We start from the raw sequence: 25,670 nt of genomic DNA, 5'->3' as shown, positions 1-25,670 counted from the left end.
GCCAGCGACAGGTCGGGAGCGATGATGAACCAGAATGTGACGCCGCCCGGTGCGCGCTCCACCTCGCACCTGCCCGCCGGCCATCCGCCGGTGAAATTCGGCAAGATCGGCGTGCTGATCGTCAATCTCGGCACGCCCGACGGCACCGATTACTGGTCGATGCGGCGCTACCTCAAGGAGTTCCTCTCCGACCGCCGGGTCATCGAGGTCAACCGCGTCCTGTGGTGGTTCATCCTCAACGTCATCATCCTGTCGCGGCGGCCACAGGCCAAGGGCAAGGACTACGCGACGATCTGGAACACGGAGCGCGACGAGGGGCCCCTGCGCACCATCACCCGTGCGCAGTCGGAAAAGCTCGACGCGGCGCTGGGCCCGCTTTCCGACCGGCTCGTGTTCGACTGGGCGATGCGCTACGGCAACCCGTCCATCGCCTCGCGCATCGAAGCGTTGCAGGCACAGGGCTGCGAGCGCCTGCTGCTGGTGCCGCTCTATCCGCAATATGCCGCCGCCACCTCGGCCACCGTGTGCGATGCCGCCTTCGATGCGCTGAAGACGATGCGCTGGCAGCCCGTGCTGCGCGTCGCCCCGCACTGGCCGGACGAGCCGGCCTATATCGAGGGCATCGCCAATTCGATCCGCACCTCGCTCGCCACGCTGGACTGGGAGCCGGAGCTGGTGCTCGCCTCCTTCCACGGCATCCCGAAGGAGTATTTCGAGAAGGGCGACCCCTATCACTGCTATTGCTACCAGACCACGCGGCTGGTGCGCGAGGCGCTGGGCTGGCCGGAGGGCAAGCTGCGTCTCACCTTCCAGTCGCGTTTCGGCAAGGCCGAGTGGCTGCAGCCCTATACCGACAAGACGGTGGAGGCACTGGCGCAGTCCGGCGTGAAGCGCCTCGCCGTCATCACCCCCGGCTTCGTGGCGGATTGCCTGGAGACGCTGGAGGAGATCGCCGGCGAGAATGCCGAGATCTTCCATCACAGCGGCGGTGAGAAGTTCCACTTCATCCCCTGCCTCAACGACACGCCGGACGGCATCAAGGTGCTGGAAGCGGTGGTGCGCCGCGAACTGAAGGGCTGGGTGGAGCTGTAGGGGTCCGGGGCGCGCCTATCGTCAGCGGTTCGGCACCGCGCGATTCCGGCGTGCGATTCTGGCGCGAGCGGCGCGGCGCTCCTTTCATCGCGAAACCGAACGTGTTTTGCGCCTCCCCGTCGCCTCCGCAATGAGAGGACGGCATGCGACCCCGGCACCGTGCCGGGATGTCGCGCAAGGAGGACCGCCGTGCCGGATATTTCCGTCCGCAGCCCGATGCAGAAGATGCTTGCGGGCGAGCTCTACCATGCCGGCGATCCGGAGATCGTCGCCGCCCAGGAGGCCGCCTTCGCCTGGATGGCGCGCTATAATGGCGCCCTCGGTGCGCCGCAGGCGGTGCGCGATGCGCTCTTGCGGGAGCGGCTGAGCGAAGTGGGCGCGGGTGCGGTGATCCGCCCGCCCTTCCATTGCGACTACGGCTTCAACATCAGGCTCGGGGCGGGCGCGTTCCTCAATTTCAACTGCGTCGTGCTCGACGTGGTGGAGGTGAGCATCGGCGAGGGCACGCAGATCGGTCCGGCCGTGCAGATCTACACCGCCGACCATCCGCGCGATGTCGCGACGCGCCGCACCGGGCTGGAATTCGGCCGTCCGGTGCGGATCGGGCGCCATGTGTGGATCGGCGGCGGCGCCATCCTCCTGCCGGGCATCACCATTGGCGACGATGCCGTGATCGGCGCCGGCGCGGTGGTGACGAAGGATGTCCCCCCGGGCGCCACCGCGCTGGGCAATCCCGCGCGCCTGCGCGGCTGACGGGCCGGCTCAGCCGTCGTCGCCGCTATGGGTGTAGCGGTCGGTGAAGGCGAGCACCGCATAGGCGGCGAGAAAGATCACGCTCGCCGCCATCAGCCAGCGCACCTGCGTCTCGCTCACATCAAGCTCCAGCCGCATCAGCGCCTTGAGCAGGGTGATGGCGGCGATCGACATCAGCGAGGCGAACAGCTTGAGCTTGAGCCCGGAAAAGCTGATCCGCGTCATCCAGGCGGGCGAATCCGGGGCGTGCCGGCGGTCGATCTTCTCGACGAAATTCTCGTAGCCGGACTGGATCACGATCACGATCAGCCCGCCGACCAGCACGAGGTCGAGCAGGGTCAGAAGTTCCATGATCACGCCGGTCTCGCTCATCGCGGTGATCTGGAGCGCGAAGCTCCACAGCCGCAACGCGAAGGCGATGACCAGCAGCACGAGGCCGATGGCGAGGCCGACGAAAAGCGGCACCATCGCCCAGCGGCTCACCAGCACGACCCGCACGATGAGGCGCGCGAGAGAACCCGAATCCGTGCGTGGCATGAACGTCCCCCTCAATGCCGGACCGCGGCGCAAGCTGGCGTCACTTAGGCCCGTTTGCGGCGGGTTCCGCAACCCGGTGGCGCCATGCAATTGGCCGGGGATCGCTCTCGTCCGGCGTGCAACGAAGGGAACCACGCGCCGCCGGGCCCGTTGCCCTCGACAGAGGAAAACGGAGGACCTGCCCATGGCCCAGCCCAACGCTCCCCAGCCCAGCGCTCCCCATTTCGCCAGCCCGCCGCGCAGCCCCGAGCCGGGCGGGCCGGACATTCCCGCGCCGGCCGAATCGCCCGACAGCCCGCCGACGCCGGTCGAGGAGCCCGGCCTGCCCGACAACGGGCCGGATATCCCCCCGCCCGGCCCCGACATGCCGGAGATCCTGCCGGGCAACGCGCCGCAGGAACTGCCGCCCGACAGCCTGCCGCCGCCGGTCGAAGCGCCGCCGCAGATCTAGAGCGCCCTCAAGGGATGCCGGTTCCGGGCGCGACCGATCTGCACCGGCAATGTCCTGGGCCGCCCAAAACGAAACGGCCGGCGTGTCACCACGCCGGCCGTCGTTCTTTCTCACGCCGTCAGGCGGCGGGGGCGGTGAGCCCCGCGCCGGTCCCTCAGTCGGCCTTCTCGGACGCCTTCTTGAGCGCGGCGCCCAGGATGTCGCCGAGCGAAGCGCCCGAGTCCTGCGAACCGAACTGCGCCACGGCTTCCTTCTCCTCGGCGATTTCAAGCGCCTTGATGGAGACCTGCACCTTGCGCGCCTTGCGGTCGAACAGGATGACGCGGGCGTCGAACTTCTCGCCGACCGCGAAGCGATCGGGGCGCTGGTCGCCGCGGTCGCGGGCCAGTTCCGAGCGCTTCACGAAGGTCGTCAGGTCGGAACCGGCGATCTTCACGTCCACGCCGCCTTCCTTCACGTCGAGCACTTCGCAGGTGACGATGGCACCCTTGCGGATCTCGCCGGAATCCTGGAAGGGGTCGCCGGCGAGCTGCTTCACGCCGAGCGAGATGCGCTCCTTCTCGACATCCACGTCGAGAACGACCGCCTTGATCACGTCGCCCTTCTTGAACTCGTCGATGACCTGCTCGCCCGGACGGTTCCAGTCGAGGTCCGAGAGGTGGACCATGCCGTCGACATCGCCATCGAGACCCAGGAACAGGCCGAACTCGGTCTTGTTCTTGACCTCGCCCTCGACGGTGGCGCCCGAGGGATACTTCTCGGCGAAGGCTTCCCAGGGGTTCTGCAGGGTCTGCTTGAGGCCCAGCGAGATGCGGCGCTTGACCGGATCGACCTCGAGGATCGCGACTTCCACTTCCTGCGAGGTGGCGACGATCTTGCCGGGGTGGACGTTCTTCTTGGTCCAGCTCATCTCGGAAACGTGGATGAGGCCCTCGATCCCCGGCTCCAGCTCGACGAACGCGCCGTAGTCGGTGATGTTGGTGACGCGACCCTTGAAGCGCGCGCCGACCGGGTACTTGGCCTCGATGCCCTCCCACGGATCGCCGAGCAGCTGCTTCATGCCGAGCGAGATGCGGTGGGTCTCGTGGTTGATCTTGATGATCTTCACCTTGACCGTCTGGCCGATATTCAGCACTTCGGTCGGGTGGTTCACGCGGCGCCAGGCGATGTCGGTGACATGCAGCAGGCCATCAATGCCGCCGAGGTCGACGAACGCACCGTAATCGGTGATGTTCTTGACCACGCCGTCAATGACCTGACCTTCCTCGAGGTTCTGCACCAGCTCGTGACGCTGCTCGGCGCGGGTCTCTTCGAGAACCGTGCGGCGCGAGACGACGATGTTGCCGCGGCGGCGATCCATCTTGAGGATCTGGAACGGCTGCGGGTTGTGCATCAGCGGGCCGACGTCGCGGATCGGGCGGATATCGACCTGGCTGCGCGGCAGGAAGGCCACGGCGCCGTCGAGATCGACGGTGAAGCCGCCCTTCACCTGGTTGAAGATCACGCCGGTGACCTTCTCGGTGGCGTTGAACGCCTTCTCGAGACGGACCCAGCTCTCTTCGCGGCGGGCCTTGTCGCGCGACAGGACGGCTTCGCCGAGCGCGTTCTCGACGCGCTCCAGATAGACTTCAACCTCGTCGCCGACCTTGATGACCTGGTCGCGGCCGGGGCCGGCAAATTCCTTCAGCGCCACACGGCCTTCGGTCTTGAGGCCGATATCGATGATCGCGAGATCCTTCTCGATCGCGACCACGATGCCCTTGACGACCGCGCCTTCGGCCGGCTCGGCAAGGGTGAAGCTTTCTTCGAGCAGCGCGGCGAAATCTTCGCGCGCGGAACTCAGGGTTTGAGCTGCGGACATTAATACTCCTGATCGCCACGGCACCGGTACGGGGTTGATAATCGTTCCCTTCACCGCGGGCATCGGGACATGGCGCTTCCCGCTGCAACCTCTCGCGAAGCCCGGCGCATTGGCCGCGGCGTCAGGAACGTGGTCTTCGAGGCACCCGGACCCCGACGCCGGCCGAAAACGGCACGGCCATCCTGGAATTCCGGATCGAATAGGCTGATATGCTCGATAGCGGCGGGGCGGGCTGCCTCCATGCCTGCGGCGACGCGGTTCCCGCTTCGCCGGCCCTCCCCTCGGCCGCGTCACCCTGACGGGTGCTCGGACGCGCGTTGCCTTAGCGCAAGATGCGTCCAAGAGCAAGATGTGGAACGCGGCGCGCGGGCCGCGCGTTCAAGGTCGACAGGTCGCGACAAGAGGTATCTAAATATGGTAACACGATCTCGATCGATCGGGAGATCGTGCCCCGCCGAAGGAAATGAAACAACGCGAGACACCCGATTGCAGCGGATTTCTTTATGATTTTGCTGCATTCTCGCAGCGAGGGAGCTTGCGCGAACGGCAATTGCTGAGGTCCGCGTAGGGGGGAAGGCGGGTTCCCGCCGCAAAGCCGAGGGAACGCTCCGGGTGCGTCGGTGGCGCGTGGTCGTTGAGGCAATGCTGATCGTGGCCGCAGGGATGCTGCTGCCACTGGCAATCGCCTTTTTTCTGTCCTGGCGCGTATCCATCAACGCACAGCAGGACCGCGTCGATCTGCTGGCCAGCGAGGCCGTCGCGCAGGCGCTGTCCGTGTTTGCCGACGCGCGCGCCACGCTGCACGCGGCAACCGAGACCGACCTGCCACCCTGCTCGCCGCAACATATCGCCCTCCTGCGCGAACTCATGGCGAATTCGCTGGCGACCGACAATATCGGCTATGTGGACAACAACCTCGTGCGCTGCACCGCCTGGGGGCCCATGACACGGCCGGTTCAAGGCGCGCCAGTGCACGCCTGGCTTCCGGACGGCATCGGTCTCAGCGTCAATTTCCCCGGCAACACCCTGCGCCGCTGGCCGTTAATGGTGATCAAGCTCGGCAAGCACAGCGTGGTGGTCGCGCAGGTACGCTTCGTGCTCCAGCCGACCGACCCGGACGCGCGGGTCGAGGTGACCGCCCCAAACGGCATCGCACTCGCCACCACCCAGCGAACGACCGGCAACGCCGACATCAAGCCGCCGCCGGCGCGCGCGGGGGACCTCGTCGCCAGTCGCGAAGCGGAAGGCTGGAAGGTGACCGTCCGCCTGCCGAGGCCCAGCTTCTCCCAGCAGCTGAACGCCACGAAATACCTGCTGCTCAGCGTCACCATTCCCCTCGCGGTGCTGTTCGGGGGCATCGCCTTCTGGCTGATGCGACGCCGGCTGTCACCGCGCGGCGAACTGGAACTGGCCGTGCGCCAGCATGAATTCGTCGTGCACTACCAGCCGATCATCGAGTTGGCGACCTCCCGCTGCATCGGCGCGGAGGCGTTGGTGCGCTGGCGCCGGCCCGACGGAACGCTGGTGGGGCCCGACCTGTTCATACCGCTGGCCGAATATACCGGCTTCATCGAGCCGATCACCGATCAGGTGCTGGAAGCCGTGGTCGCCGATCTCGGAGACTTGCTGCGCAATGACCGCCGCCAGCACATTTCCATCAATGTGGGAGCCGCCGACATAAGCTCGGGGCGTATCCTGGCCGCGCTCGATGACAAGCTCGCGCGCACCGGCATCGAGCCGCAGCAGATCTGGGTGGAAGCGACGGAGCGGGGATTCGTCGACATCGAGGGCGCGCGGGTCACGCTCGCCGAGTTGCACCGGCGCGGCCACATGACCGCGATCGACGATTTCGGCACGGGCTATTCCAGCCTGCAATATCTCCAGCGCCTGCCGGTCGACGCGCTGAAGATCGACAAGAGCTTCATCGAGGCGGTGGGCACCGACGCCCCCACCCGGCACGTGACCGACCATATCATCGCCATGGCGCGCGAACTGATGCTGCAGATCATCGCCGAGGGCGTCGAGACCGAGGCCCAGGCCGCCTATCTGCGCCGGCAGCAGGTGGGTTTCGCGCAAGGATGGCTGTTTTCCCCCGCCCTGCCGGCGCAGGAATACATCGCCTTCTGCCGCGCCAATCGCGCCGCCCATGGCGTGCCGGAGGTGCCGCCGGCCTTCACGATCGCCTGAACGGCAGAGCCATGCCGTTGCTGCGCGACGCCGCGTTCCTTCAAGCTCCTCACCGCCTCAGGCAGGCGCGCAGCACGGCCGCGACGCCGAACAGCAGGGCGGTTCCGGCGATCCCCGCCGTCACCACCCCGGCGGGCGTGACGCGCGCGCTGGCCTGGAAGGTCGCGAATCGGCCAAGCCTCGCCTCGAACACCGCCTTTATCTCCTCGGGATGAGCGGGAACGGGCTCCCGGACGGGCGGAGCGGACGGCGCGGTGGAGAGGGGGGAAAGCGGACGGGTCGCCATTGAGCTGTCTCCGAATGGACGCCCGCGAGTTTAGGCGTACCCGGTCGCCACCGGCAATGAAGGGTTCGGCGGCAGGGGAGCAGACGTGAGCCGGCGTGCGGAGGCGTGCGGGGCCGGGCATCACCCCCGCACGAGCCACACATCCATGATCCAGCCCCGCCGGGCGCGGGCTTGCGCCCGGCGGGCGAGAATGTCGTGTCCCACCTGATGGAGCGGGCCGCTCGCCAGCATTTCCTCGCGCATGCCCAGATACGCCCCCCACCAGATGAGCAGCGGCGAGGCGCCGGCCGCGCGCGCCCGCGCCTCGCGGGCGATGAGCGCGGCAAGGCCGGAGCCGTCGTCCAGCATGACGACGAGGCTCCCGCCGCCCGTGGGGTAATCGGCCAGCACGCGGCGCCCGGTGGTGATGGTGACCTTTTCGCCCACCGCGTTCAGCACCTGCCCATGGGCGGCGCATAGCGCCTGGATGGCGGAAATGCCGGGGATCACTTCAAGGACCAGCGCCAGATGCGCGCGCGTCTGCTCCAGAATCCGCAGCATGGAATCGTAGATCGCGGGGTCGCCCCAGACCAGCACCGCCCCGGTCCCGCCGGGCGGGAGCTGTGCCGCGATCGCCTGTGCCAGCCGCCCGGCGCGGGCGCCGTGCCAGTCCGCGACGCCGGCGCGATAGGCCCCGGCCGGGCCGGGAAGGGCGGGATCGGCGGGCGCCGCGCCCCCCTCCTCGCCCCCTTCGGCCGCCGGATGCACACGGGCTTCCGCACGGCGGCGGGGGCTCTCCACCGGCACCACGCGCCAGGGTGCGCGGCGATGGGCGGCAAGGATGGCCTCACGGGCGGCCACGAGCTCGCTCGCCGCTTCGCCCTTGTCGAAGACGAAGAACAGATCCGCCCGGTTGATCGCCTCGATCGCCTGCAGGGTGAGGTGGGCCGGGGAGCCGGCGCCGATGCCGATGACGAGGATGCGCCGCACGGTGGCCGCATCATTCCCGGCAGCGTCGATCATCGCGCTTGGAGCCCCTCCTGGGGCCCCGCCTCGGCGTCACGCGCGGCAAACACCCGCTTGGCGACGAACAGGCCGTTCAGCGCCGCCGGGAAGCCGGCATAGAGCGCCATCTGCATGATGGTCTCCACCACTTCCTCGCGGCTCGCGCCGACATTGAGCGCCGAGCCGACATGCACTTCCAGTTCCTTCTCGGCATGGCCGAGGCAGACCAGCCCGGCGACCGTGGCGAGCATCCGGGTGCGCAGGTCGAGCCCGGGGCGGGAATAGATGTCGCCATAGCCGAACTCGAAGATATAGCGGGCGAAATCGGGGGCGATGTCGCCCAGAGCCGCCATCACCTCGGCGCCCGAGCGGCCGGTAATGGCGGCAAGCTGCCGCTTGCCGCGCGCCAGCCGGTCGTCGGCGGGCGGCTGTTCGCCGACCGTGGTTTCCTCGCCCGCCATCGTCAGCTCCGTCCGGTCCGATCCGCCACCAGCGCGAGCGCGGCGGCGATGCTGGCATCGCGATCGAGGCCGGTATTGTCGAGCAGCACGGCGTCGGACGCCCGCATGAGCGGCGCGCTGGCCCGGCCGCTGTCGCGCGCATCGCGCATCTCGATGTCGGCCAGCACCTGTTCGAACGTCACCGCCTCGCCGCGCCGGGCAAGTTCCTGATAGCGCCGCTCGGCGCGGGCCTCGGGGGTCGCGGTGACGAAGATCTTCAGCTGCGCCTGCGGCGCGATCACCGTGCCGATATCGCGCCCGTCCAGCACCGCGCCGCCGCGCTGGCCGGCGAAATCCTTCTGCAGCCTGAGCAGCTTCTCCCGCACGGCGGGCACGGCGGCGACGCGTGAGGCCGCCTCGCCCACCGGGCCGGCTTTGAGCGCCTCGGCATCGAGCCTCGCCGAATCGAGGCCGGCCGCCAGCGCGGCAAGCGCGGCGGTGTCCTCGAAGGCGACGCCCGCCTCCAGCGCCGCCGCCCCAACCGCGCGGTAGAGCAGGCCGGTGTCGAGATGCGGCAGGCCCAGATGCGCCGCCAGCGCGCGGGCAATGGTGCCCTTGCCGGAGGCCGCCGGCCCGTCAATGGCGATGATCACCGCGCGCCCCCGGCCGTGTCCACCTCGATAACCGCGCCAAGCCGCTTCATCAGCGGCAGGAAGCTGGGGAAGGAGGTGGCGATGAAGGCGACGTCGTCCACCTCCACGGCGTTCGCAGCGGCAAGGCCGGCGACGAGGAAGCTCATGGCGATGCGGTGGTCCATATGGGTGGCCACCGGGCCGCCGCCCGAGACCGAACCCTTGCCTTCGACGAGGAGGTCGTCGCCCTCGATACGATGGGCGACCCCGATGGCGGCAAGACCATCGGCCACGGCGGCAAGCCGGTCGGATTCCTTCACCCGCAGCTCGGAAAGGCCGTTCATGCGGGTGGTGCCCTGCGCATAGGCGGCGATGACGGCGAGGATCGGGTATTCGTCGATCATCGAGGGCGCGCGCTCGGCCGGCACCTCGACACCGGTCAGCCGGCCGGTGTGGCGCACGCGCAGGTCCGCCACGTCCTCGCCGCCCTCGACGCGCTCGTTCAAATAATCGATCGAAGCGCCCATTTGCTTGAGCGTGATGAACAGCCCGGTGCGCAGCGGATTGACCATCACCCCTTCGATGACGATGTCGGAGCCCGGCACGATGAGTGCCGCCGCCACCGGGAAGGCGGCGGAGGAGGGATCGGCCGGGACGGCGATCGGTCGGGGCTTCAGCTCGGGCCGGCCCTTGAGCGTGACCTTGCGGCCATGCGTGCCATAAGGCTCGACCGTGACCTCCGCGCCGAAATGGGTGAGCATGCGCTCGGTATGGTCGCGGCTCGCCTCCCGCTCGATCAATACGGTCTCGCCCGGCGCGCCGAGGCCCGCCAGCAGCACGGCGGACTTGATCTGCGCCGAGGCAACGGGGCTCTCATAGGTGATCGGCACCAGGTCGCGCGGCCCCTTGAGGGTGAGCGGCAGCCGCCCGCCTTCGGCGGCGTCCATCACCTCGACGCCCATCTGCTCCAGCGGATCGAGGATGCGGCGCATCGGGCGGCGGCGCAGGCTGGCATCGCCGTCAAAGGTCGCGGTGATCGGGTTTCCGGCGACGACGCCCATCATCAGCCGCGAGCCGGTGCCGGCATTGCCGAAATCGAGCGGCGCGTCGGGCTGGGTCAGGCCACCGACGCCCACGCCCTCGACGCGCCATTCACCCTCGCCGAGGCGCTCCACCGTGGCGCCGAGCGCGGCGCAGGCCTTGGCGGTGTTGAGCACGTCCTCGCCCTCCAGCAGCCCGGAAATGCGGGTCTCGCCCACCGCCAGCGTGCCAAAGATAAGCGAACGGTGCGACACGGACTTGTCGCCCGGCACGCGGACCGTGCCCTTGAGCGCCGGCGAGAGGCCGGCACGCGCGGGCATCGGCGCGCCGGCATGGCCACCGGCGTCCGTCGTGGCCGCTTCCATAGTGGCAGCGTCCGTCGTGGCGCGGGGCGAAAGGGGGCTCGTCATCTCGCTAGCCTTCTCAAACGGCGATGGTAGTCTCAACCATCCTAGCGGAAGTGATATCCGCCGGGAGCGAAGTTCGTCGGGGCGGGCGCACGCCGGCGCGCCATCCCGGCGGGCGCCGTCCTAGCACGAGCGCGTTATCGCCGTCACGGTCCTGCAATTGTGCGCTTGACTCAACCGGCACGGCAGTTCAATGGGTGCACCCCTTTTCATCACCACTCCCGAGGTCGCCAACCGTGGTGAAACCTGAACTTGGTACCAAGCGCATCTGCCCGGTCACGGGGCGCAAGTTCTACGATCTGAACAAGGATCCGGTGATCTCCCCCTATACCGGCCAGATCGTACCGATCGCCGTGGCCATTGCCAGCCGCGTGCGGCCGGAAGCCGCCCGGCCCGTCGAGGAAGCCGAGGTGGAGGAGACCGCCGAGGTCGAACTCGTCTCGCTCGAGGATGCGGACGAGGAAGCCGCTGGCAGCCCGACCAAGGCCGCCGCGGTCGATGACGACATCGAGATCGACGAGGACGTCGAGACCGATGACGATGACGACACCTTCCTCGAAGAAGACGAGGATGGCGATGACGACGTGGCCGACCTGATCGGCGACGGAATCGAGGACGACGAGGAAGCCTGAGGAAAAAGCGCTGGGGACAGCGCGGCCAACACGAAGTGAAGGCTTGCAGTCCTCATCGTCCTGTGGTTTACGACCATCCCGCTCCGGTCACTGCGCCGAAGCGATCCGCCGGGTGAGACACCCAAGGCACTGAGCGAAAGCCCAGCGCCGCCCGGCAACCCCCGGTGGGGCCATAGCTCAGTTGGGAGAGCGCTTGAATGGCATTCAAGAGGTCGGCGGTTCGATTCCGCCTGGCTCCACCAATCTTCCCTCCCGGAAATTCGGGATCCTGAAAGTCACACTTGCCGGCCGCCGGCATCGCACCGGGATATTGATCCCGCCGCGCCTACGTATCCTGCCCCTGCTACGTTCCCGGCAAAACGCGCGAATCACGTTCGGCGATTGGCGACTTCACGCGCCCACCCCGCAAACGCGCCCCTGTCGGGAGGCTTCACGTCCGGCGCCTCAAAGGCACGGCGGGTGATTCGCACGCGGGCGACCCCGACCCTTTGCTCGCTTTGCGCTGCGCGTGTTCCCCGGTCGGATATCCCGGCGCGAGGGAACAACCCGCCATCGCTCTCGTTGCCCATGGGGTAACAGAGAGGCATCACGTGTTCATCAAGCTGCTTTCGCAAGCCGATGGTCTGCGCACTTTCGCGGTCATCCTTGAAACCGGCGAGGAGGCCATGGCCGCGTTGCGCGGCTTCGCCGAGCAGGAGGGCCTGACGGCGGCCCATGTTTCGGCCATCGGCGCCTTCAGCCAGGCCACGATCAGCTATTTCGACTGGGACCGGAAGGAATATGAGACGATTCCGGTGCGCGAGCAGGTCGAGGTCGCCGCGCTCTCGGGAGACGTGGCGATCGGGCCGGACGGCAAGCCGGCCGTTCACATTCACGTGGTTCTCGGCAAGCGCGGCGGCGTCGCGGTGGCTGGCCATCTGGAGGACGGCATGGTCCGGCCGACGCTTGAGATCATCCTGACCGAGACGCCCGCTCACCTGCACAAGCGGGTGGATGCGGCGAGCGGCCTCGCGCTCATCGCGAGATAGGCCGGCCGAGCCGCCCGGCTCAGCCCGCGACCTTCGTCAGTTCGCGCCGGGCGGCCTCCAGCCGTGCCCAGGTCGCCTGACTGGCGCGAATCAGCTTGAGCCGCTCCTGCGGTGACAGCGCCGGATTGCGCGCCCTGGAGATGGCGAAGGAGTAATCCTCCAGCTCGATATCGACTTCCAAGAGCAGTTCGCGGACTGACCGCATCTTTTGTTCCTCCCGGGGCTCTGGCGAACCGGCTTCGCCGTGGCGACGCCGCAGAAATAACCCGAGCGTGCGGCTTTGGTTTCCTCGCCGAGGCGACCGAAAGCGGACCGGTGGGAGGGCGACGCGCCGGTCGGGGCGATTTTACCGTGGAACAGCCGGGGGCCAATGCGGGTTGGTCAAGGCGGGGTGAATGGGGGACATCCAAGGAAGGAAATTTCCCATGTCCAACAACAATCAGCCCAACAACAACCAGCATCGCGGCGGCTCCGACAAAGCCTCCCAGGCCCATGATCATGCCGGCGAGGCCGGCCGCAAGAGCGGCGAGCCGGGCAAGGGCGGCGAGCACGGCCGGGGCGACATGCAGCACAGCCAGTCCGGCGGCGATCATCGCCAGCAGGGCGGCCAGCAGGGTGACGCCAAGGACAACCCCGGCAGTTTCGGCAAAAATCCCGAACGCGCCGGCGAGGCCGGCCGCAAGGGCGGCGAGCCGGGCAAGGGCGGCACGAAATAGTCCAACCCGCCTCGGCTGAGCCTGTGAAGCCCGCTCCGACCCGTGTCGGGGCGGGTTTCCCATGTCTTGTAGGCAGCGGCGTATGGAACCGGATCGGGACCTGACCGCGGCTTGCGAGAGGCGCCGCCCGTCGCCATGCGGGCTGCGCGGCGGCGTGATGATCCACCCGGCGCACGCGCCTGCGGCTAGCCGGAGCGTCCACCCTCTCCCAGGCGATGGCGGACGCCGTCAGCGCCGAGCGTGGCGGGCTGGAGCCGATTCGCGCGCGGGGGCTCGACCCGCCGGGCACCGGGGATCGGCCGTAGCACCACCGCCTGCCGCGCGGGGGCAGCCCTCGTCCGTCGGGCCAGCGGCGGGCTCACCGGCACGCTCCACCAGCACGGTCCACCGGGAACTACCCTGCGCCGGCTGCCCGCCGGAGGCCGCTCCGCCCGCCGCTCAGCGGCGCTTCAGCAAGGCTTCGTATTCGCGGCTGAGCGTGGCGATCTCCTCCGCCGCGAAGGGCCAGGCGCCGACCGCGACGCCCTGGCGAATCTCATTGGCGAGTACCGGCCAATAGCGGTCCACCAGACGGGGGATCTCGTCTTCGCGCACCCCCATCCCCTTGAGATCCAGGGTGCAGATGGCGCGGGCGGTTTCTTCTGTGTGACGCATTTACCGCCAATAGCATGCGGCACCTCCCGCTTGTGTTCACCAGTGCACACAAAATCGAGGCGCTCCGGCGAGCAGGGCGACGCATACGGGCATTGTTTGCGCCGTCGGCAATTGCCGTTAACGCCACGCGCCACGTTTCAATTGTCGCATCTCCGGCATAGGGTTGCCGGAAGGCGCCGATTGCCCGGCGCGAACCGCCGGCGTGAACCGGTCGGCATCCATCACTCGGCACCAGACACTCGGGAGAGACAACGATGCAGCTCGGAATTGTCGGTCTTGGCCGCATGGGCGGGAATATTGCACGCCGGCTCACGAAGGCCGGCCATGCCTGCGTGGTCTGGGACCGCAACGAGGACGCCGTGAAGGGGCTGGCCGCCGAAGGCAATACCGGCGCCTCGGGTCTTGCCGACCTCGTCGCGCGGCTGGATGCGCCGCGCGCGGTGTGGGTCATGCTGCCGGCGGGCGGACCGACCGAGGCGACGGTGACGGAGCTTGCCGCGCTGCTCGCGCCGGGCGACATCATCATCGACGGCGGCAACAGCTTCTACAAGGACGACATCCGGCGCGCCGCCAGCCTGATCGAGCAGGGCATCGCCTATGTCGATGTCGGCACCTCGGGTGGCGTGTGGGGGCTGGAGCGCGGCTATTGCATGATGATCGGCGGCGCCAAGGCGGCGGTGGATCATCTGGATCCGATCTTCGCCGCTCTGGCGCCCGGCCGCGGCGAGATTGCGCTCACCCCCGGCCGCGAGGGGCGCGACAAGCGGGTCGAGCAGGGCTACATGCATGCCGGCCCGGCCGGCTCGGGCCATTTCGTCAAGATGGTGCATAACGGCATCGAATACGGGCTGATGCAGGCCTATGCCGAAGGCTTCGAGATCCTCAAGCACAAGGATTCGACCGCTCTGCCCGAGAACGAACGTTTCTCGCTCGACATGGCCGACATTGCCGAAGTGTGGCGGCGTGGCAGCGTGGTCTCGTCCTGGCTGCTCGACCTCACCGCCATCGCGCTGACCAAGGACGACACCCTCGGGGACTTCCCGGGCGAAGTCGCCGATTCGGGCGAGGGACGCTGGACGGTCATGGCGGCGATCGAGGAGGCGGTGTCGGCGGAAGTGCTCTCGGCCGCGCTCTACACACGCTTCCGCTCTCGGCAGGAACACACGTTCGGCGAGAAGATGCTCTCGGCCATGCGCTTCCAGTTCGGTGGCCACACCGAATTCAAGAAGTGATCCCGCGGCCAGCAAGCGAGTAGACAAGTTCCATGGGAAGCGAGACCGTCGTTCTCGGCCAGAAGGTGCTGGCGCCCGATGCGGCGCGGGCACCGGCCTCGACCTTCTTCATCTTCGGCGCCTCCGGCGACCTGACCAAGCGGCTGTTGCTGCCCTCGATCTACAACCTCGCCAATGAGGGCGTTCTCGACGACGACTTCGCCGTCATCGGCGTCGATGGCGTCGAGCGCAGCGAGGAGGATTACCGCGCCTATCTCACGGACGAGGTGAAGAACCTGCCGGGCTCGCTCGACACCGAGGGCGAGACTTGGAAATGGCTGATGAGTCGCATCGGCTACATTGCCGGTGACTTCGAGGATCCCGCCACATACGGGCGCATCCGCGATCGGCAGCAGGCGCGCGCGGCGCAGACCGGGAACGCGGTGTTCTACCTCGCGGTGGCGCCGCGATTCTTCGCCACCATCTCCGAGCAACTGGGCGCTGCCGGCCTGCTCAACGAGGACACCGGAGCCTTCCGCCATGTCGTGGTGGAAAAACCGTTCGGCACCGACCTGCCCTCGGCGAAGGCGCTGAACCGACGCCTGCTGGCGGTGGCCAGCGAGCGGCAGATCTACCGGATCGACCATTTCCTCGGCAAGGAAACGGTGCAGAACATGATGGCGCTGCGTTTCGGCAACGGCATCTTCGAGCCGATCTGGAGCAAGGAATATATCGACCATATCCAGATCACCGCCGCCGAGACGGTGACGGTGGAGCAGCGCGGGCGTTTCTACGACGCGACCGGCGCGCTGTGCGACATGGTGCCGAACCACATGTTCCAGCTCCTCGCCATGACTGCGATGGAGCCGCCCAATTCCTTCGACGCCGACGCCGTGCGCACCGAAAAGACCAAGGTGATCGAGGCCATCCGCCACATGCGCCCGAGCGACGCGATCGGCAGTGCCGTGCGCGGCCAGTACCGCGCCGGCTTCGTCAATGGCGAGGCGGTGAAGGACTATCGCGCGGAGAAGGATGTCGATCCCAAGAGCCGCACCGAGACCTATGTGGCGCTGAAATGCTTCGTCGATTCGTGGCGCTGGAACGGCGTGCCCTTCTATGTGCGCACCGGCAAGGCGCTCGGCGTGCGGCGCACGGAGATCGCCATCCAGTTCAAGCGCGCGCCAGGCGTGCTGTTCCGCCACCTGCCGACCGCGCTCAAGCCGAACCTCATGGTCATCCACGTCCAGCCGGACGAGGGCGTCTCGCTGCGCTTCGCCGCCAAGGTGCCCGGCCGCAAGGTGCGGCTGTCCGAGGTCGAGATGGACTTCCGCTACACCGACTACTTCAAGGCGGCGCCCTCCACCGGTTATGAGACGCTGATCTATGACTGCCTGTGCGGCGACCCGACGCTGTTCCAGCGTGCCGACACGATCGAGGCCGGATGGGAGGCGGTGGAGCCGATCATCGAGGCGGTGCGGGGCGGTGAAGACGACGTGCAATTCTATTCGGCCGGTTCGAACGGGCCCGCAATGGCCGACGTGATGCTGGCCCAGGACGGTTTCCAGTGGCTTCCGCTGGAACGGGAGCGCCCGCGATGAGCGATATGAAGAAAGACCTGCCCCGCCGCATCCGCCTCATGGTATCGGATGTCGACGGCACGCTGGTGAACCGCGAGAAGCAGGTCGCCCCCGCAACGGTCGAAGCGGTGGCGCGGCTGCGCGCGGCGGGTATCGCCTTCGCCGCCGTCTCGGCCCGGCCGCCGCGCGGCATGAAGATCCTGGTCGAGGCGCTGGGGCTGGATATTTTCGGCGGCTTCAATGGCGGCTCCATCCTGAGCGGCGACTTCTCCGTGCTCGAACAGCATTTCGTCGCGGAAGAGGCCGCCCGCCGCTGCATCGAGATCATGACCCCGCGCGGCGCCTCCGTATGGGTATTCGCCGACAATGAGTGGTATCTCACCGATCCCGACAACACCTATGTCGCCGGGGAAATCCGCACCGTCGCGTTCCAGCCGACGCTGGTGAGCGATTTCGGCGACCACCTCGCCCGCGCCGGCAAGATCGTGTTCTCCTCGACCGATTTCGACATGCTGGCGAAAAGCGAGCCGGAACTGCAGGCGCTGGTGGGAGACGGCGCCACGGCGCGGCGCTCTCAGAACAAATATCTCGACCTGACGCCGCCCGGCACCGACAAGGGCCATGCGGTGCGCGCCTTCGCCCACCATTACGGCGTGGCGCTGGACGAGGTGGCGGTGATCGGCGACATGGCGAACGACCTGCCGATGTTCGAGGTCGGCGGGCTTTCCATCGCCATGGGCAATGCCTCCGACACGATCAAGCAGCAGGCGGATCTCGTCACGCTGAGCAATGCCGAGGATGGCGTCGCCCATGCCATCGAGCAGTTCGTGCTGCCGCGGGCGTAACAGGCCGCGCGGGGCCACGGCCATGAAGCCGGACAGCCCCGCGCGCCAAACTCAGCCCGAGAATTCGGTCTCGTGCTTGAGCACGTCTTCCGCCTCGGGGTTGAGCGGCTGGGCGGCACGCTCGGGCGGCATGAGCGGCTCGGGCTCGACAAAGCCGATCTGACCGTCATCCGTCGGCTGCAGGCGCTGACGGCGCAGGCGCTCGATGTCGCGCTGGCGCACGTCCACGATCGTCGCCTGGGCGGTCTCGGCATCGATGCCGTTGGCGCGCAGCGTGGCTTCGCCGAAGGCCAACGCCGATTCGAAGGTTTCGCGGATCTCGTAGTCCACGCCCTTCTCCCGCAGGGTGATGGCGTGGGTGCGGTCATAGGCGCGCACATGCAGGCGGACCCCGGGCACGTTGGCCTGAAGGATCTCGACGATGCGGTCGGCGGTGTCGCGCTTGTCGACGCAGATCGCCACCACGCGCGCGCGCTCGACGCCGGCCGCCCGCAGCACGTCGAGCCGCGTGCCGTCGCCGTAATAGATGCGGAAGCCGAAGCGCCCGGCGCTCTGGATCATCTCGACATCATTGTCGATGATGGTCACTTCCAGCCCCTGCGCCAGCAGGCATTGCGAAGCGATCTGGCCGAAGCGGCCGAAGCCGACGACGAGAACCGAGCCATGCGCCTCGCTGAAATCGGCCTCGGGCGGCTCGCTGCCGGCCGCCGCGCGATCCAGCCGCTGGGCGATGCGCTCGCCGATAAGCGCCACCGGCGGGCCGAGCAGCATGGTCATGGCGGCACAGGCGGCCAGCATGTCGCTCTGGCGCGCGGTGATCAGCCCGAGCCCGAGCGCCAGTGGAAACAGCACGAAGGAGAATTCGCCCGCCGGCGTCAGCACGGAGGCCGAGCGCACCGCATCGGCCCGGCTGCCATCGGAGAAGCGGAACACGGTCCACACCGACACTGCCTTGACCAGCGTGATCAACAGCGTCCCGACGATCAGCAGCGGCGCATTGGCGAGCACCACGTCGAGATTCATCGACATGCCGACGCCCATGAAGAACAGCGCCACCAGCAGCCCGCGGAAGGCATCGACATTGGCTTCCAGTTCGTGGCGGAAGCTCGATTCGGACAGCATCACGCCGGCGAGGAAGGCGCCCATCGCCATCGACATGCCGACCGAGGCCATGAGACCTCCCGCGCCCAGCACCACGAGCAGCGCCGCCGCCGTCATCACCTCGCGCGCGCCGGAATGGGCCAGCACGCGGAACAGCGGGGTCAGCAGATAGCGCCCGGTGCCGATGACGACGGCGATGGCCGCCACGATCATCAGCACATGGCCCATCGACTCGGTGAAGGTCTGCTCCTCATGCCCGCCAGGCGCCAGCAGCGGCAGGAAGGCGATGAGCGGCACCACCGCCATGTCCTGGAACAGCAGCACCGCGAAGGCGCGCTGGCCATAGGGCTGGGCGAGGCCGTTATTTTCCCCCAGCAGTTGCAGCGCGATCGAGGTCGCCGACAGCGCCAGCGCGAGCCCCGCCACGGTGGCGGCGCGCCAGTCGAAACTGTCGCCGGCATAATGGGTCAACACGGCGACGGCCGTGCCGGTGAACACCAGCTGGGCCGTGCCCATGCCGAAGATCGCCTTGCGCAGCGCCAGCAGGCGCGAGACCTGCAGTTCCAGCCCGATGATGAACAGCAGCAGCACGACGCCGATCTCGGCGACGGTGAGGATTCGCTCGGGATCGCGGAAGGCGCCGATGCCGGAAGGGCCGATGGCGACGCCGGCAAGAAGATAGCCGACTATGGGCGAGAGCCCGAGACGCCGGGCGACGGGAACCGCGATGACGGCGGTCGCCAGGAAGATCAGCGCCGCGATCAGGAATCCCTGGCCCTCACCATGCATCGCTCATCCGCTCCCTCGCCACTGCCCGCCGCGCCGTTCTACCGCCAGGGATGCTGCCGCCGCATGGCAGAACAATGGTGCTTTATGGACCTTATGGCGCTGGTCCGCTGCCCCATCGGAGCATCTTTCGGCACGGAGAAAAAGGCCTGCGCGTCATCGCGCGAGGGAAGGCGCGAGATGACCGTGCGGACGCAACAGCGGGGCGCTTGTGCGCCCGTAAATTGGTGCGCCCATGCCAAAACGCCCGGCTGGGCCGGGCGTCCGTCGTCGCGATCCGCTATGGTCCGGCACGGGCGCGTGCCGGTGTTCTCAATGCGCCGGGTGATGCGCCGAGGTCGGGCCGGGCGGGTTTTCCGTGGGATGGGCCGTGGGGATCGAATCGCGCTTCACCGGCGGCAGGGTCTTCAGCGCCTCGAACACCAGCGGGGAGAGGCCTTCGCCGCCAGCCGCCAGGTGATCCTCGATGCGCGCGCGCATGCGCGGATCCCAGAAATCCTTGATGTGCTTGGCAATGCCCGGCACGGCGCGATCATGCTTCTGCGCCTCGAAGAACTTGCCGATCTGGTTCGCCATATAGACGAGCCGTTCCATCGTGTTAGCCGACATGGGCGGCCCGCTCCTTCTCTGCCCCGTCCAGCGCGATGCGATGGGGGTGGGTGAACACTTCGAATCCGTCATCGCGGGCGATGGCCGCCAGCGTGATGCCCGCCGCTTCCGCCGTGCGGACGGCGAGAGCGGTGGGCGCGGAGACCGCCACCAGCACGGAGGCTCCGAGCATGGCGGTCTTCTGCACCATTTCGATCGACACACGGCTGGTCAGCAGCACGATGCCGCCCCCCGCCGCGTGGCCCTCGCGCAGGAGATGGCCAACCAGCTTGTCCAGCGCATTGTGGCGGCCGACATCCTCGCGAACCGCCACCAGCCCCGCGCCCGGCTCCCAGAAGGCGGCGGCATGCACCGCGCGCGTCTGGTGGTTGAGCGTCTGCGCCGGCGGCAGCGCGGCGATGGCGCGGGAGACGTCCGCCGCCGTGAAGCGCCGGCCCTCCCCCACCGCTCGCGCCGGCTTGACCGCGAGTTCCAGGCTTTCCACGCCGCACAGGCCGCAGCCGGTGGGCCCGGCGATCTGCCGGCGGCGCGCCACCATCTGGCCGGCGCGCTCGGCATTGATCCACAGGCGAATCTCGACGCCGACGACACCGTCCTCGTGGTCGAATTCCAGCGTCTCGACCGTTTCGACGTCGGAAAGCTGGCCGATGACGCCCTCGGTCAGGCTGAAGCCGTAGCCGAAATCCTCGAGGTCGCCGGGGGTCGCCATCATCACGGCATAGGTGGAGCCGTTATGCACGATGGCGACGGGCGTCTCCTCGGGGATCGCCCGCTCGCCCGCCATCGCCCCCGAGGGGCCGACGGCAAGGCGCGAGACGCGGACGACCGGGGGGATCATCGGACCCGTGCTCCGCTCACTCCGCCGCGGCGGCGATGCGCCGGCTCTGGCGGGTGAAGGCGTCATAATCCTCCTGCCACTCGGACGGACCGTTGGAGCGGGAGATCTGCACCGCCGTCACCTTGAACTCGGGGCAGTTGGTAGCCCAGTCCGAGAAGTCGGTGGTGACGACGTTGGCCTGCGTGCCCGGGTGATGGAAGGTGGTGTAGACCACGCCCGGCGCCACGCGGTCGGTGATCTCCGCGCGCAGCGTGGTGCCGCCGGCACGGCTGTCGACGCGCACCCAGTCGCCGTCGCGCACGCCGCGCTGCTCGGCATCGTGCGGGTGGATCTCCAGCACGTCTTCCGGATGCCACGCCACGTTCGCCGTGCGGCGGGTCTGCGCGCCGACATTGTAATGGCTGAGGATGCGGCCGGTGGTCAGCAGCAGCGGGAAGCGGGCGCCGGTGCGCTCGTCGGTCGGCACATATTCGGTGACGACGAACTTGCCCTTGCCGCGCGCGAACCCGTTGATGTGCATGATCGGCATGCCATCGGGATTGGCATCGTTGCACGGCCACTGCACCGAGCCCATCTCGTCCAGCTTCTTGAAGGAGACGCCGGCGAAGGTGGGAGTGAGCGCGGCGATCTCGTCCATGATCTGCGAGGGGTGGGTGTAGTTCCAGCCGAGGCCCATCGCATTGGCGAGCAGCTGCGTGACTTCCCAGTCGCCATAGCCGTTCTTGGGCGCCATCACCTTGCGCACGAGCTGAATGCGGCGCTCGGCATTGGTGAAGGTGCCGTCCTTCTCGAGGAAGGTGCAGCCCGGCAGGAAGACATGGGCGTAGGCGGCCGTCTCGTTCAGGAACAGGTCCTGCACGATGACGAGTTCCATGGCCGCGAGGCCCGAGGCGACGTGATGCGTGTCCGGGTCGGACTGCAGGATGTCCTCGCCCTGGATGTAGATCGCCTTGAAGGTGCCGTCGACGGCGGCGTCCAGCATGTTGGGGATGCGCAGGCCCGGCTCGGGATCGAGCGGACGGCCCCACATGGCCTCGAACGTGGCGCGGGTGGCGTCGTCCGAGATGTGGCGATAGCCCGGCAGCTCATGGGGGAAGGAGCCCATGTCGCACGAGCCCTGCACGTTGTTCTGGCCGCGCAGCGGGTTCACGCCGACGCCGCGACGGCCGATATTGCCGGTCGCCATGGCGAGGTTGGCGATGGCCATCACCGTGGTCGAGCCCTGGGAGTGCTCGGTGACGCCGAGGCCGTAATAGATCGCCCCGTTGCCGCCGGTGGCATAGAGCCGGGCGGCGCCACGGATCAGCTCCGCCGGCACGCCGGAGATCTTCTCGACCTCTTCCGGCGAATGGCGCTTGTCGGCGACGAACTCGGCCCAGTCCTGGAACTCGTCCCAGTCGCAGAACTGCCGGACATAGGCCTCGTTCACCAGCCCCTCGGTCACGACCACATGGGCCAGCGAGGTGACGACGGCGACATTGGTGCCGGGCTGCAGCGGCAGGTGGAAATCGGCCTTGATATGGGCCGAGCGCACCAGATCGATGCGGCGCGGATCGACCACGATCAGCTTGGCGCCCTGGCGCAGCCGCTTCTTCATGCGCGAGCCGAACACCGGGTGGCCGTCGGTCGGGTTGGCGCCGATGATGAGGACGACGTCGGTATCCTCGATCGAATCGAAATCCTGCGTGCCGGCCGAGGTGCCGAAGGCCTGGTTCAGGCCATAGCCGGTCGGCGAGTGGCAGACGCGCGCGCAGGTGTCGACATTGTTGGTGCCGAAGCCGGCGCGGATGATCTTCTGGACGAGATAGGCTTCCTCATTGGTGCAGCGCGAGGAGGTGATGCCGCCGACCGACTTGCGGCCATAGGCTTCCTGGATGCGCGCCAGCTCGGACGCGGTGTGGCTGATCGCCTCTTCCCACGACACTTCCCGCCACGGATCGGTGACCTTGGCGCGGATCATCGGCTTGGTGATGCGGTCCTGGTGCGTGGCATAGCCCCAGGCGAAACGGCCCTTGACGCAGCTATGGCCGCGATTGGCCTTGCCATCCTTCCACGGCACCATGCGCACCACTTCCTGGCCGCGCATTTCCGCCTTGAAGGTGCAACCGACGCCGCAATAGGCGCAGGTCGTGACCACCGAATGCTCGGGCGTGCCGATCTCGATCAGCCGCTTCTCGGAAAGCGTGGCGGTCGGGCAGGCCTGCACGCAGGCGCCGCAGGACACGCATTCGGAGGTGAGGAAGGCTTCCGACTGGCCGGGCGAGACGCGCGAGCCGAAGCCGCGACCGGAAATGGTCAGCGCGAACGTGCCCTGCACTTCCTCGCAGGCGCGCACGCAGCGATTGCAGACGATGCACTTGGCCGGGTCATAGGTAAAATAGGGGTTCGACTCGTCCTTGGGCATGACGAGCTCGGAGGTCGGGGCGAAGTGGTTCGCGCCCTCCATGCCGTAGCGCACTTCGCGCAGGCCGACCGCGCCGGCCATGTCCTGCAGCTCGCAATCGCCATTGGCGGCGCAGGTGAGGCAATCCAGCGGGTGGTCGGAGATATAGAGCTCCATCACGCCCTTGCGCAGTTGGGCGAGGCGCGCCGTCTGGGTGTGCACCTTCATGCCGGGCATGACCGGCGTGGTGCAGGAGGCCGGCGTGCCGGCGCGACCCTCGATCTCGACGAGGCAGAGCCGGCAAGAGCCAAACGCATCCAGCGAATCGGTGGCGCAGAGCTTGGGGATCTGCGTCCCCATCTCCATCGCCGCGCGCATGATGGAGGTACCTTCGGCGACCGAGATTTCCATCCCGTCAATGGTGAGCGTCACCAGCTTGTCGGTCTTGGGAGCGGGCGTGCCGTAGTCGATCTCATGGACGAGAGACATGGGTGGCGTCCTTCTCATTCGGCGGCTTCGAGGCGGCGCGGCGGGGCGCCGAACTCCTCGGGGAAATGTTTCAGGGCACTCAGCACCGGGTAGGGGGTAAACCCGCCAAGGGCGCAAAGGGATCCCAGCTTCATGGTCTGGCAGAGGTCGGTCAGCGTCGCGAGGTTCGCCTCCACCCGCTGGCCGGCGATGATGCGGTCCATCAACTCCACGCCGCGGGTCGAGCCGATGCGGCAGGGCGTGCACTTGCCGCAGCTCTCGACCGAGCAGAACTCCATGGCGAAACGCGCCATCTTCGCCATATCGGCGCCCTCGTCGAACACGACGATGCCGCCATGGCCGATCAGCGCGTCCTTCGCGGCGAAGGCCTCGTAGTCGAAGGGCAGGTCGAACTGCCAGGTCGGCACATAGGCGCCGAGCGGGCCGCCCACCTGCGCGGCCTTGACCGGCTTGCCCGAGGCGGTGCCGCCGCCGATGTCGTTGACCAGCTCGCCCAGCGTGATGCCGAAGGCGGTCTCGAACAGGCCGCCGAACTTCACGTTGCCGGCGATCTGGATCGGCATCGTGCCGCGCGAGCGACCCATGCCGAAATTGGCGTAGAACTCGCCGCCGCCGGCGAGAATGTGCGGAATCGCGGTGAGCGAGAGCACGTTGTTGATGACGGTCGGCTTCTGGAACAGACCCTTATGCGCGGGCAGCGGCGGCTTGGCACGCACCGTGCCGCGCTTGCCTTCCAGGCTGTCGAGCAGCGCAGTCTCCTCGCCGCACACATAGGCGCCGGCGCCCATGCGCACTTCCATGTCGAAGCTGTGCTGCGAGCCGGCGATGTTGACGCCGAGCATGCCATGGGCGCGGGCGACCTGGATCGCCTTTTCCATCGCGGCAATGGCGTGCGGATATTCCGAGCGGGTGTAGACGAAGCCCTTGGTGGCGCCCACCGCGATGCCGGCGATGGTCATGCCCTCGATGAGCTCGAAGGGGTCGCCTTCCATGATCATGCGGTCGGCGAAGGTGCCGCTGTCGCCCTCGTCGGCATTGCAGACAATGTATTTGCGGTCCGCCTTGGCGTCGGCCACCGTCTTCCACTTGATGGCGGTCGGAAAGCCGGCGCCGCCGCGTCCGCGCAGGCCCGACTTCTTGACTTCCTCGATGATCTCGACCGGGCCGAGCTGCAGCGCGCGCTCCAGCCCCTTGTAGCCGCCATGGGCGCGATAATCGGTGTAGGAAGCAGGGTCGACAATGCCGCAGCGCGCGAAGGTGAGGCGCGTCTGCTTCGCCATGAAGGGGTGTTCTTCCGGCTTGCCGATGCGCAGGCCATGCGCCGCGCCGGTCAGGAAGCCGGCCTCGAACAGGGCCTCGACATCGCCTTCCTCGACCGGACCATAGCCGATGCGGCCTTCCGGCGTGCCGACCTCGACGAGCGGCTCCAGCCACAGCATGCCGCGCGAACCGGTGCGGATGATCTCGACGGCCTGCTGGCGCCGGGCCGCGGCAGCCGCGATGGCAGCCACCACCTCGTCGGCACCGCAAGCGATGGCGCAGGCGTCCTTGGGAACATAGATGCGAATGCTCACGGGATTGCTCGTCATGACTGGGCCTCCGCGATCAGCGCATCGAGACGGCGCTCGGTGAGACGGGCCACGATCCGCCCGTCCAGCATGGCGGAGGGCGCCGTGGCGCACAGGCCCAGGCAATAGATCGGCTCGACGGTGACGCGCCCGTCGGCGGTCGTCTCGCCCAGCTTGCAGCCGAGCCGGTGCTCGGCATGGTCGGCCAGCGCATCGCCGCCGGCGGCCTGGCAGGCTTCGGCCCGGCAGAGCTTCAGCACATGGCGGCCGGCCGGCTCATGGCGAAAATCATGATAGAAGGTAACCACGCCATGGACCTCGGCGCGGGAAATGTTCAGCAGCTCGGCGAGCATCGGCACGATGGCGTCGGGCACGTGGCCGAACGTCTCCTGCACCGCGTGGAGCATGGGCATCAGCGGGCCTTCGAGGTGCGAGAATTCCTCGATCACCGCGCGGGCGCGCCCCTCGCTCCAGGGTTCGTAATGCGGCATCTTCTCCCGAGCCTTCTTTTAAAGTTTTCCAAAGGAACCATCGCGCGCAGCGAAACCGAAATCAATCCGGG

Annotated in this window: 25 protein-coding genes and 1 tRNA gene; 11 read left to right on the top strand and 15 right to left on the bottom strand. The window is 67.9% G+C overall.

Going from position 1 to position 25,670, the window contains the following annotated elements; genetic code table 11:
* The first annotated feature begins 24 nt into the window (after positions 1 to 24).
* Together hemH and FHS55_RS06090 are read left to right on the top strand one after the other, a co-directional pair.
* Positions 25 to 1,092 carry a ferrochelatase gene (gene hemH / locus FHS55_RS06095; RefSeq protein WP_183189237.1) on the top strand — a complete coding sequence of 356 codons (1,068 nt, stop codon included), beginning with the start codon at positions 25 to 27 and terminating at the stop codon, positions 1,090 to 1,092.
* A gap of 216 nt (positions 1,093 to 1,308) precedes the next feature.
* Positions 1,309 to 1,845 (top strand): sugar O-acetyltransferase, encoded by a 537-nt coding sequence (locus FHS55_RS06090; protein ID WP_183189236.1) that lies wholly within the window; start codon positions 1,309 to 1,311, stop codon positions 1,843 to 1,845.
* Between the two features lie 9 nt (positions 1,846 to 1,854).
* On the opposite strand, the gene FHS55_RS06085 is transcribed toward FHS55_RS06090, so the two are convergent.
* Positions 1,855 to 2,382 (bottom strand): YqhA family protein, encoded by a 528-nt coding sequence (locus FHS55_RS06085; RefSeq protein ID WP_183188816.1) that lies wholly within the window; start codon positions 2,380 to 2,382, stop codon positions 1,855 to 1,857.
* Positions 2,383 to 2,566: 184 nt separating this feature from the next.
* Between FHS55_RS06085 and FHS55_RS06080 the strand changes: the two genes are divergently transcribed.
* Positions 2,567 to 2,833 (top strand): hypothetical protein, encoded by a 267-nt coding sequence (locus FHS55_RS06080; RefSeq protein ID WP_183188815.1) that lies wholly within the window; start codon positions 2,567 to 2,569, stop codon positions 2,831 to 2,833.
* A 154-nt stretch (positions 2,834 to 2,987) separates the two neighbouring features.
* Here FHS55_RS06080 and rpsA read toward each other — a convergent pair whose 3' ends face one another.
* Positions 2,988 to 4,694: a 30S ribosomal protein S1 gene (gene rpsA / locus FHS55_RS06075; protein WP_183188814.1), complete on the bottom strand. Its 1,707-nt coding sequence runs from the start codon at positions 4,692 to 4,694 to the stop codon at positions 2,988 to 2,990.
* Positions 4,695 to 5,306: 612 nt separating this feature from the next.
* Between rpsA and FHS55_RS06070 the strand changes: the two genes are divergently transcribed.
* The gene (locus tag FHS55_RS06070) at positions 5,307 to 6,881 is read left to right on the top strand and encodes an EAL domain-containing protein (protein ID WP_183188813.1); all 1,575 of its coding nucleotides are present in this window, start codon (positions 5,307 to 5,309) and stop codon (positions 6,879 to 6,881) included.
* A gap of 49 nt (positions 6,882 to 6,930) precedes the next feature.
* Here the strand turns inward: FHS55_RS06070 and FHS55_RS06065 are convergent, their stop codons facing one another.
* From FHS55_RS06065 to aroA, 5 genes are all read right to left on the bottom strand, one after another.
* Entirely contained in the window at positions 6,931 to 7,167 is a 237-nt protein-coding gene (locus FHS55_RS06065; protein ID WP_183189284.1) for a hypothetical protein, read from the bottom strand.
* 120 nt (positions 7,168 to 7,287) lie between these two features.
* On the bottom strand, positions 7,288 to 8,169 hold the full coding sequence (locus FHS55_RS06060) for a precorrin 6A synthase (protein ID WP_183188812.1): 882 nt from the start codon (positions 8,167 to 8,169) through the stop codon (positions 7,288 to 7,290).
* Positions 8,166 to 8,612, bottom strand: coding sequence for a carboxymuconolactone decarboxylase family protein (locus tag FHS55_RS06055; RefSeq protein WP_183188811.1), 447 nt, complete (start codon positions 8,610 to 8,612; stop codon positions 8,166 to 8,168). Before FHS55_RS06055 ends, FHS55_RS06060 begins: the two co-directional genes overlap by 4 nt.
* A 2-nt stretch (positions 8,613 to 8,614) precedes the next feature.
* A complete protein-coding gene (cmk, locus tag FHS55_RS06050) occupies positions 8,615 to 9,244 on the bottom strand; it encodes a (d)CMP kinase (RefSeq protein ID WP_183188810.1) in 630 nt (209 codons plus the stop codon).
* Entirely contained in the window at positions 9,241 to 10,584 is a 1,344-nt protein-coding gene (gene aroA, locus FHS55_RS06045) for a 3-phosphoshikimate 1-carboxyvinyltransferase (RefSeq protein WP_183189235.1), read from the bottom strand. Before aroA ends, cmk begins: the two co-directional genes overlap by 4 nt.
* Positions 10,585 to 10,907: 323 nt before the next feature.
* On the opposite strand from aroA, the gene FHS55_RS06040 reads away from it, so the two are divergent.
* The 3 genes from FHS55_RS06040 (at position 10,908) to FHS55_RS06030 (ending at position 12,331) form a co-directional block, all read left to right on the top strand.
* The gene (locus tag FHS55_RS06040; protein ID WP_183188809.1) at positions 10,908 to 11,303 is read left to right on the top strand and encodes a TIGR02300 family protein; all 396 of its coding nucleotides are present in this window, start codon (positions 10,908 to 10,910) and stop codon (positions 11,301 to 11,303) included.
* A gap of 166 nt (positions 11,304 to 11,469) precedes the next feature.
* Positions 11,470 to 11,545 (top strand) — tRNA-Ala (locus FHS55_RS06035).
* Between the two features lie 348 nt (positions 11,546 to 11,893).
* Positions 11,894 to 12,331 carry a PCC domain-containing protein gene (locus tag FHS55_RS06030; RefSeq protein ID WP_183188808.1) on the top strand — a complete coding sequence of 146 codons (438 nt, stop codon included), beginning with the start codon at positions 11,894 to 11,896 and terminating at the stop codon, positions 12,329 to 12,331.
* A gap of 19 nt (positions 12,332 to 12,350) precedes the next feature.
* Here FHS55_RS06030 and FHS55_RS06025 read toward each other — a convergent pair whose 3' ends face one another.
* On the bottom strand, positions 12,351 to 12,536 hold the full coding sequence (locus tag FHS55_RS06025) for a hypothetical protein (protein ID WP_183188807.1): 186 nt from the start codon (positions 12,534 to 12,536) through the stop codon (positions 12,351 to 12,353).
* Between the two features lie 220 nt (positions 12,537 to 12,756).
* Between FHS55_RS06025 and FHS55_RS06020 the strand changes: the two genes are divergently transcribed.
* The gene (locus tag FHS55_RS06020) at positions 12,757 to 13,047 is read left to right on the top strand and encodes a stress-induced protein (protein WP_183188806.1); all 291 of its coding nucleotides are present in this window, start codon (positions 12,757 to 12,759) and stop codon (positions 13,045 to 13,047) included.
* Between the two features lie 438 nt (positions 13,048 to 13,485).
* Here the strand turns inward: FHS55_RS06020 and FHS55_RS06015 are convergent, their stop codons facing one another.
* Positions 13,486 to 13,701 carry a hypothetical protein gene (locus tag FHS55_RS06015; RefSeq protein WP_183188805.1) on the bottom strand — a complete coding sequence of 72 codons (216 nt, stop codon included), beginning with the start codon at positions 13,699 to 13,701 and terminating at the stop codon, positions 13,486 to 13,488.
* 254 nt (positions 13,702 to 13,955) lie between these two features.
* Here FHS55_RS06015 and gnd point away from each other — a divergent pair, with 254 nt between their 5' ends.
* Genes gnd through FHS55_RS06000 form a run of 3 tightly spaced genes read left to right on the top strand, consistent with a single transcriptional unit; the run spans position 13,956 to position 17,334 of the window.
* A complete protein-coding gene (gene gnd / locus FHS55_RS06010) occupies positions 13,956 to 14,933 on the top strand; it encodes a phosphogluconate dehydrogenase (NAD(+)-dependent, decarboxylating) (RefSeq protein WP_183188804.1) in 978 nt (325 codons plus the stop codon).
* Positions 14,934 to 14,965: 32 nt separating this feature from the next.
* Entirely contained in the window at positions 14,966 to 16,510 is a 1,545-nt protein-coding gene (gene zwf / locus FHS55_RS06005) for a glucose-6-phosphate dehydrogenase (protein ID WP_183188803.1), read from the top strand.
* Complete coding sequence (locus FHS55_RS06000) at positions 16,507 to 17,334, top strand: HAD family hydrolase (protein WP_183188802.1); 828 nt, start codon at positions 16,507 to 16,509, stop codon at positions 17,332 to 17,334. Before zwf ends, FHS55_RS06000 begins: the two co-directional genes overlap by 4 nt.
* Positions 17,335 to 17,385: 51 nt before the next feature.
* On the opposite strand, the gene FHS55_RS05995 is transcribed toward FHS55_RS06000, so the two are convergent.
* From FHS55_RS05995 to FHS55_RS05970, 6 genes are all read right to left on the bottom strand, one after another.
* Positions 17,386 to 19,224, bottom strand: a complete 1,839-nt coding sequence (locus FHS55_RS05995; RefSeq protein ID WP_183188801.1) for a monovalent cation:proton antiporter-2 (CPA2) family protein — start codon at positions 19,222 to 19,224, stop codon at positions 17,386 to 17,388.
* Between the two features lie 309 nt (positions 19,225 to 19,533).
* Positions 19,534 to 19,830, bottom strand: a complete 297-nt coding sequence (locus tag FHS55_RS05990) for a formate dehydrogenase subunit delta (RefSeq protein WP_183188800.1) — start codon at positions 19,828 to 19,830, stop codon at positions 19,534 to 19,536.
* Complete coding sequence (fdhD, locus tag FHS55_RS05985) at positions 19,820 to 20,668, bottom strand: formate dehydrogenase accessory sulfurtransferase FdhD (protein ID WP_183188799.1); 849 nt, start codon at positions 20,666 to 20,668, stop codon at positions 19,820 to 19,822. The genes FHS55_RS05990 and fdhD overlap by 11 nt, the downstream gene beginning before the upstream one ends.
* Before the next feature lie 16 nt (positions 20,669 to 20,684).
* Positions 20,685 to 23,540, bottom strand: a complete 2,856-nt coding sequence (gene fdhF / locus FHS55_RS05980) for a formate dehydrogenase subunit alpha (protein WP_183188798.1) — start codon at positions 23,538 to 23,540, stop codon at positions 20,685 to 20,687.
* Positions 23,541 to 23,554: 14 nt separating this feature from the next.
* On the bottom strand, positions 23,555 to 25,114 hold the full coding sequence (locus FHS55_RS05975) for an NADH-ubiquinone oxidoreductase-F iron-sulfur binding region domain-containing protein (protein ID WP_183189234.1): 1,560 nt from the start codon (positions 25,112 to 25,114) through the stop codon (positions 23,555 to 23,557).
* A gap of 11 nt (positions 25,115 to 25,125) precedes the next feature.
* Positions 25,126 to 25,599 carry a formate dehydrogenase subunit gamma gene (locus tag FHS55_RS05970; RefSeq protein ID WP_183188797.1) on the bottom strand — a complete coding sequence of 158 codons (474 nt, stop codon included), beginning with the start codon at positions 25,597 to 25,599 and terminating at the stop codon, positions 25,126 to 25,128.
* Between the last annotated feature and the right edge of the window lie 71 nt (positions 25,600 to 25,670).

Source organism: Ancylobacter tetraedralis (assembly GCF_014195655.1).
In the GTDB taxonomy this organism is placed as follows: domain Bacteria; phylum Pseudomonadota; class Alphaproteobacteria; order Rhizobiales; family Xanthobacteraceae; genus Ancylobacter; species Ancylobacter tetraedralis.
The sequence above is the reverse complement of the archived record's forward strand: the minus strand, read 5'-3'. Positions and strand labels throughout refer to the sequence as shown.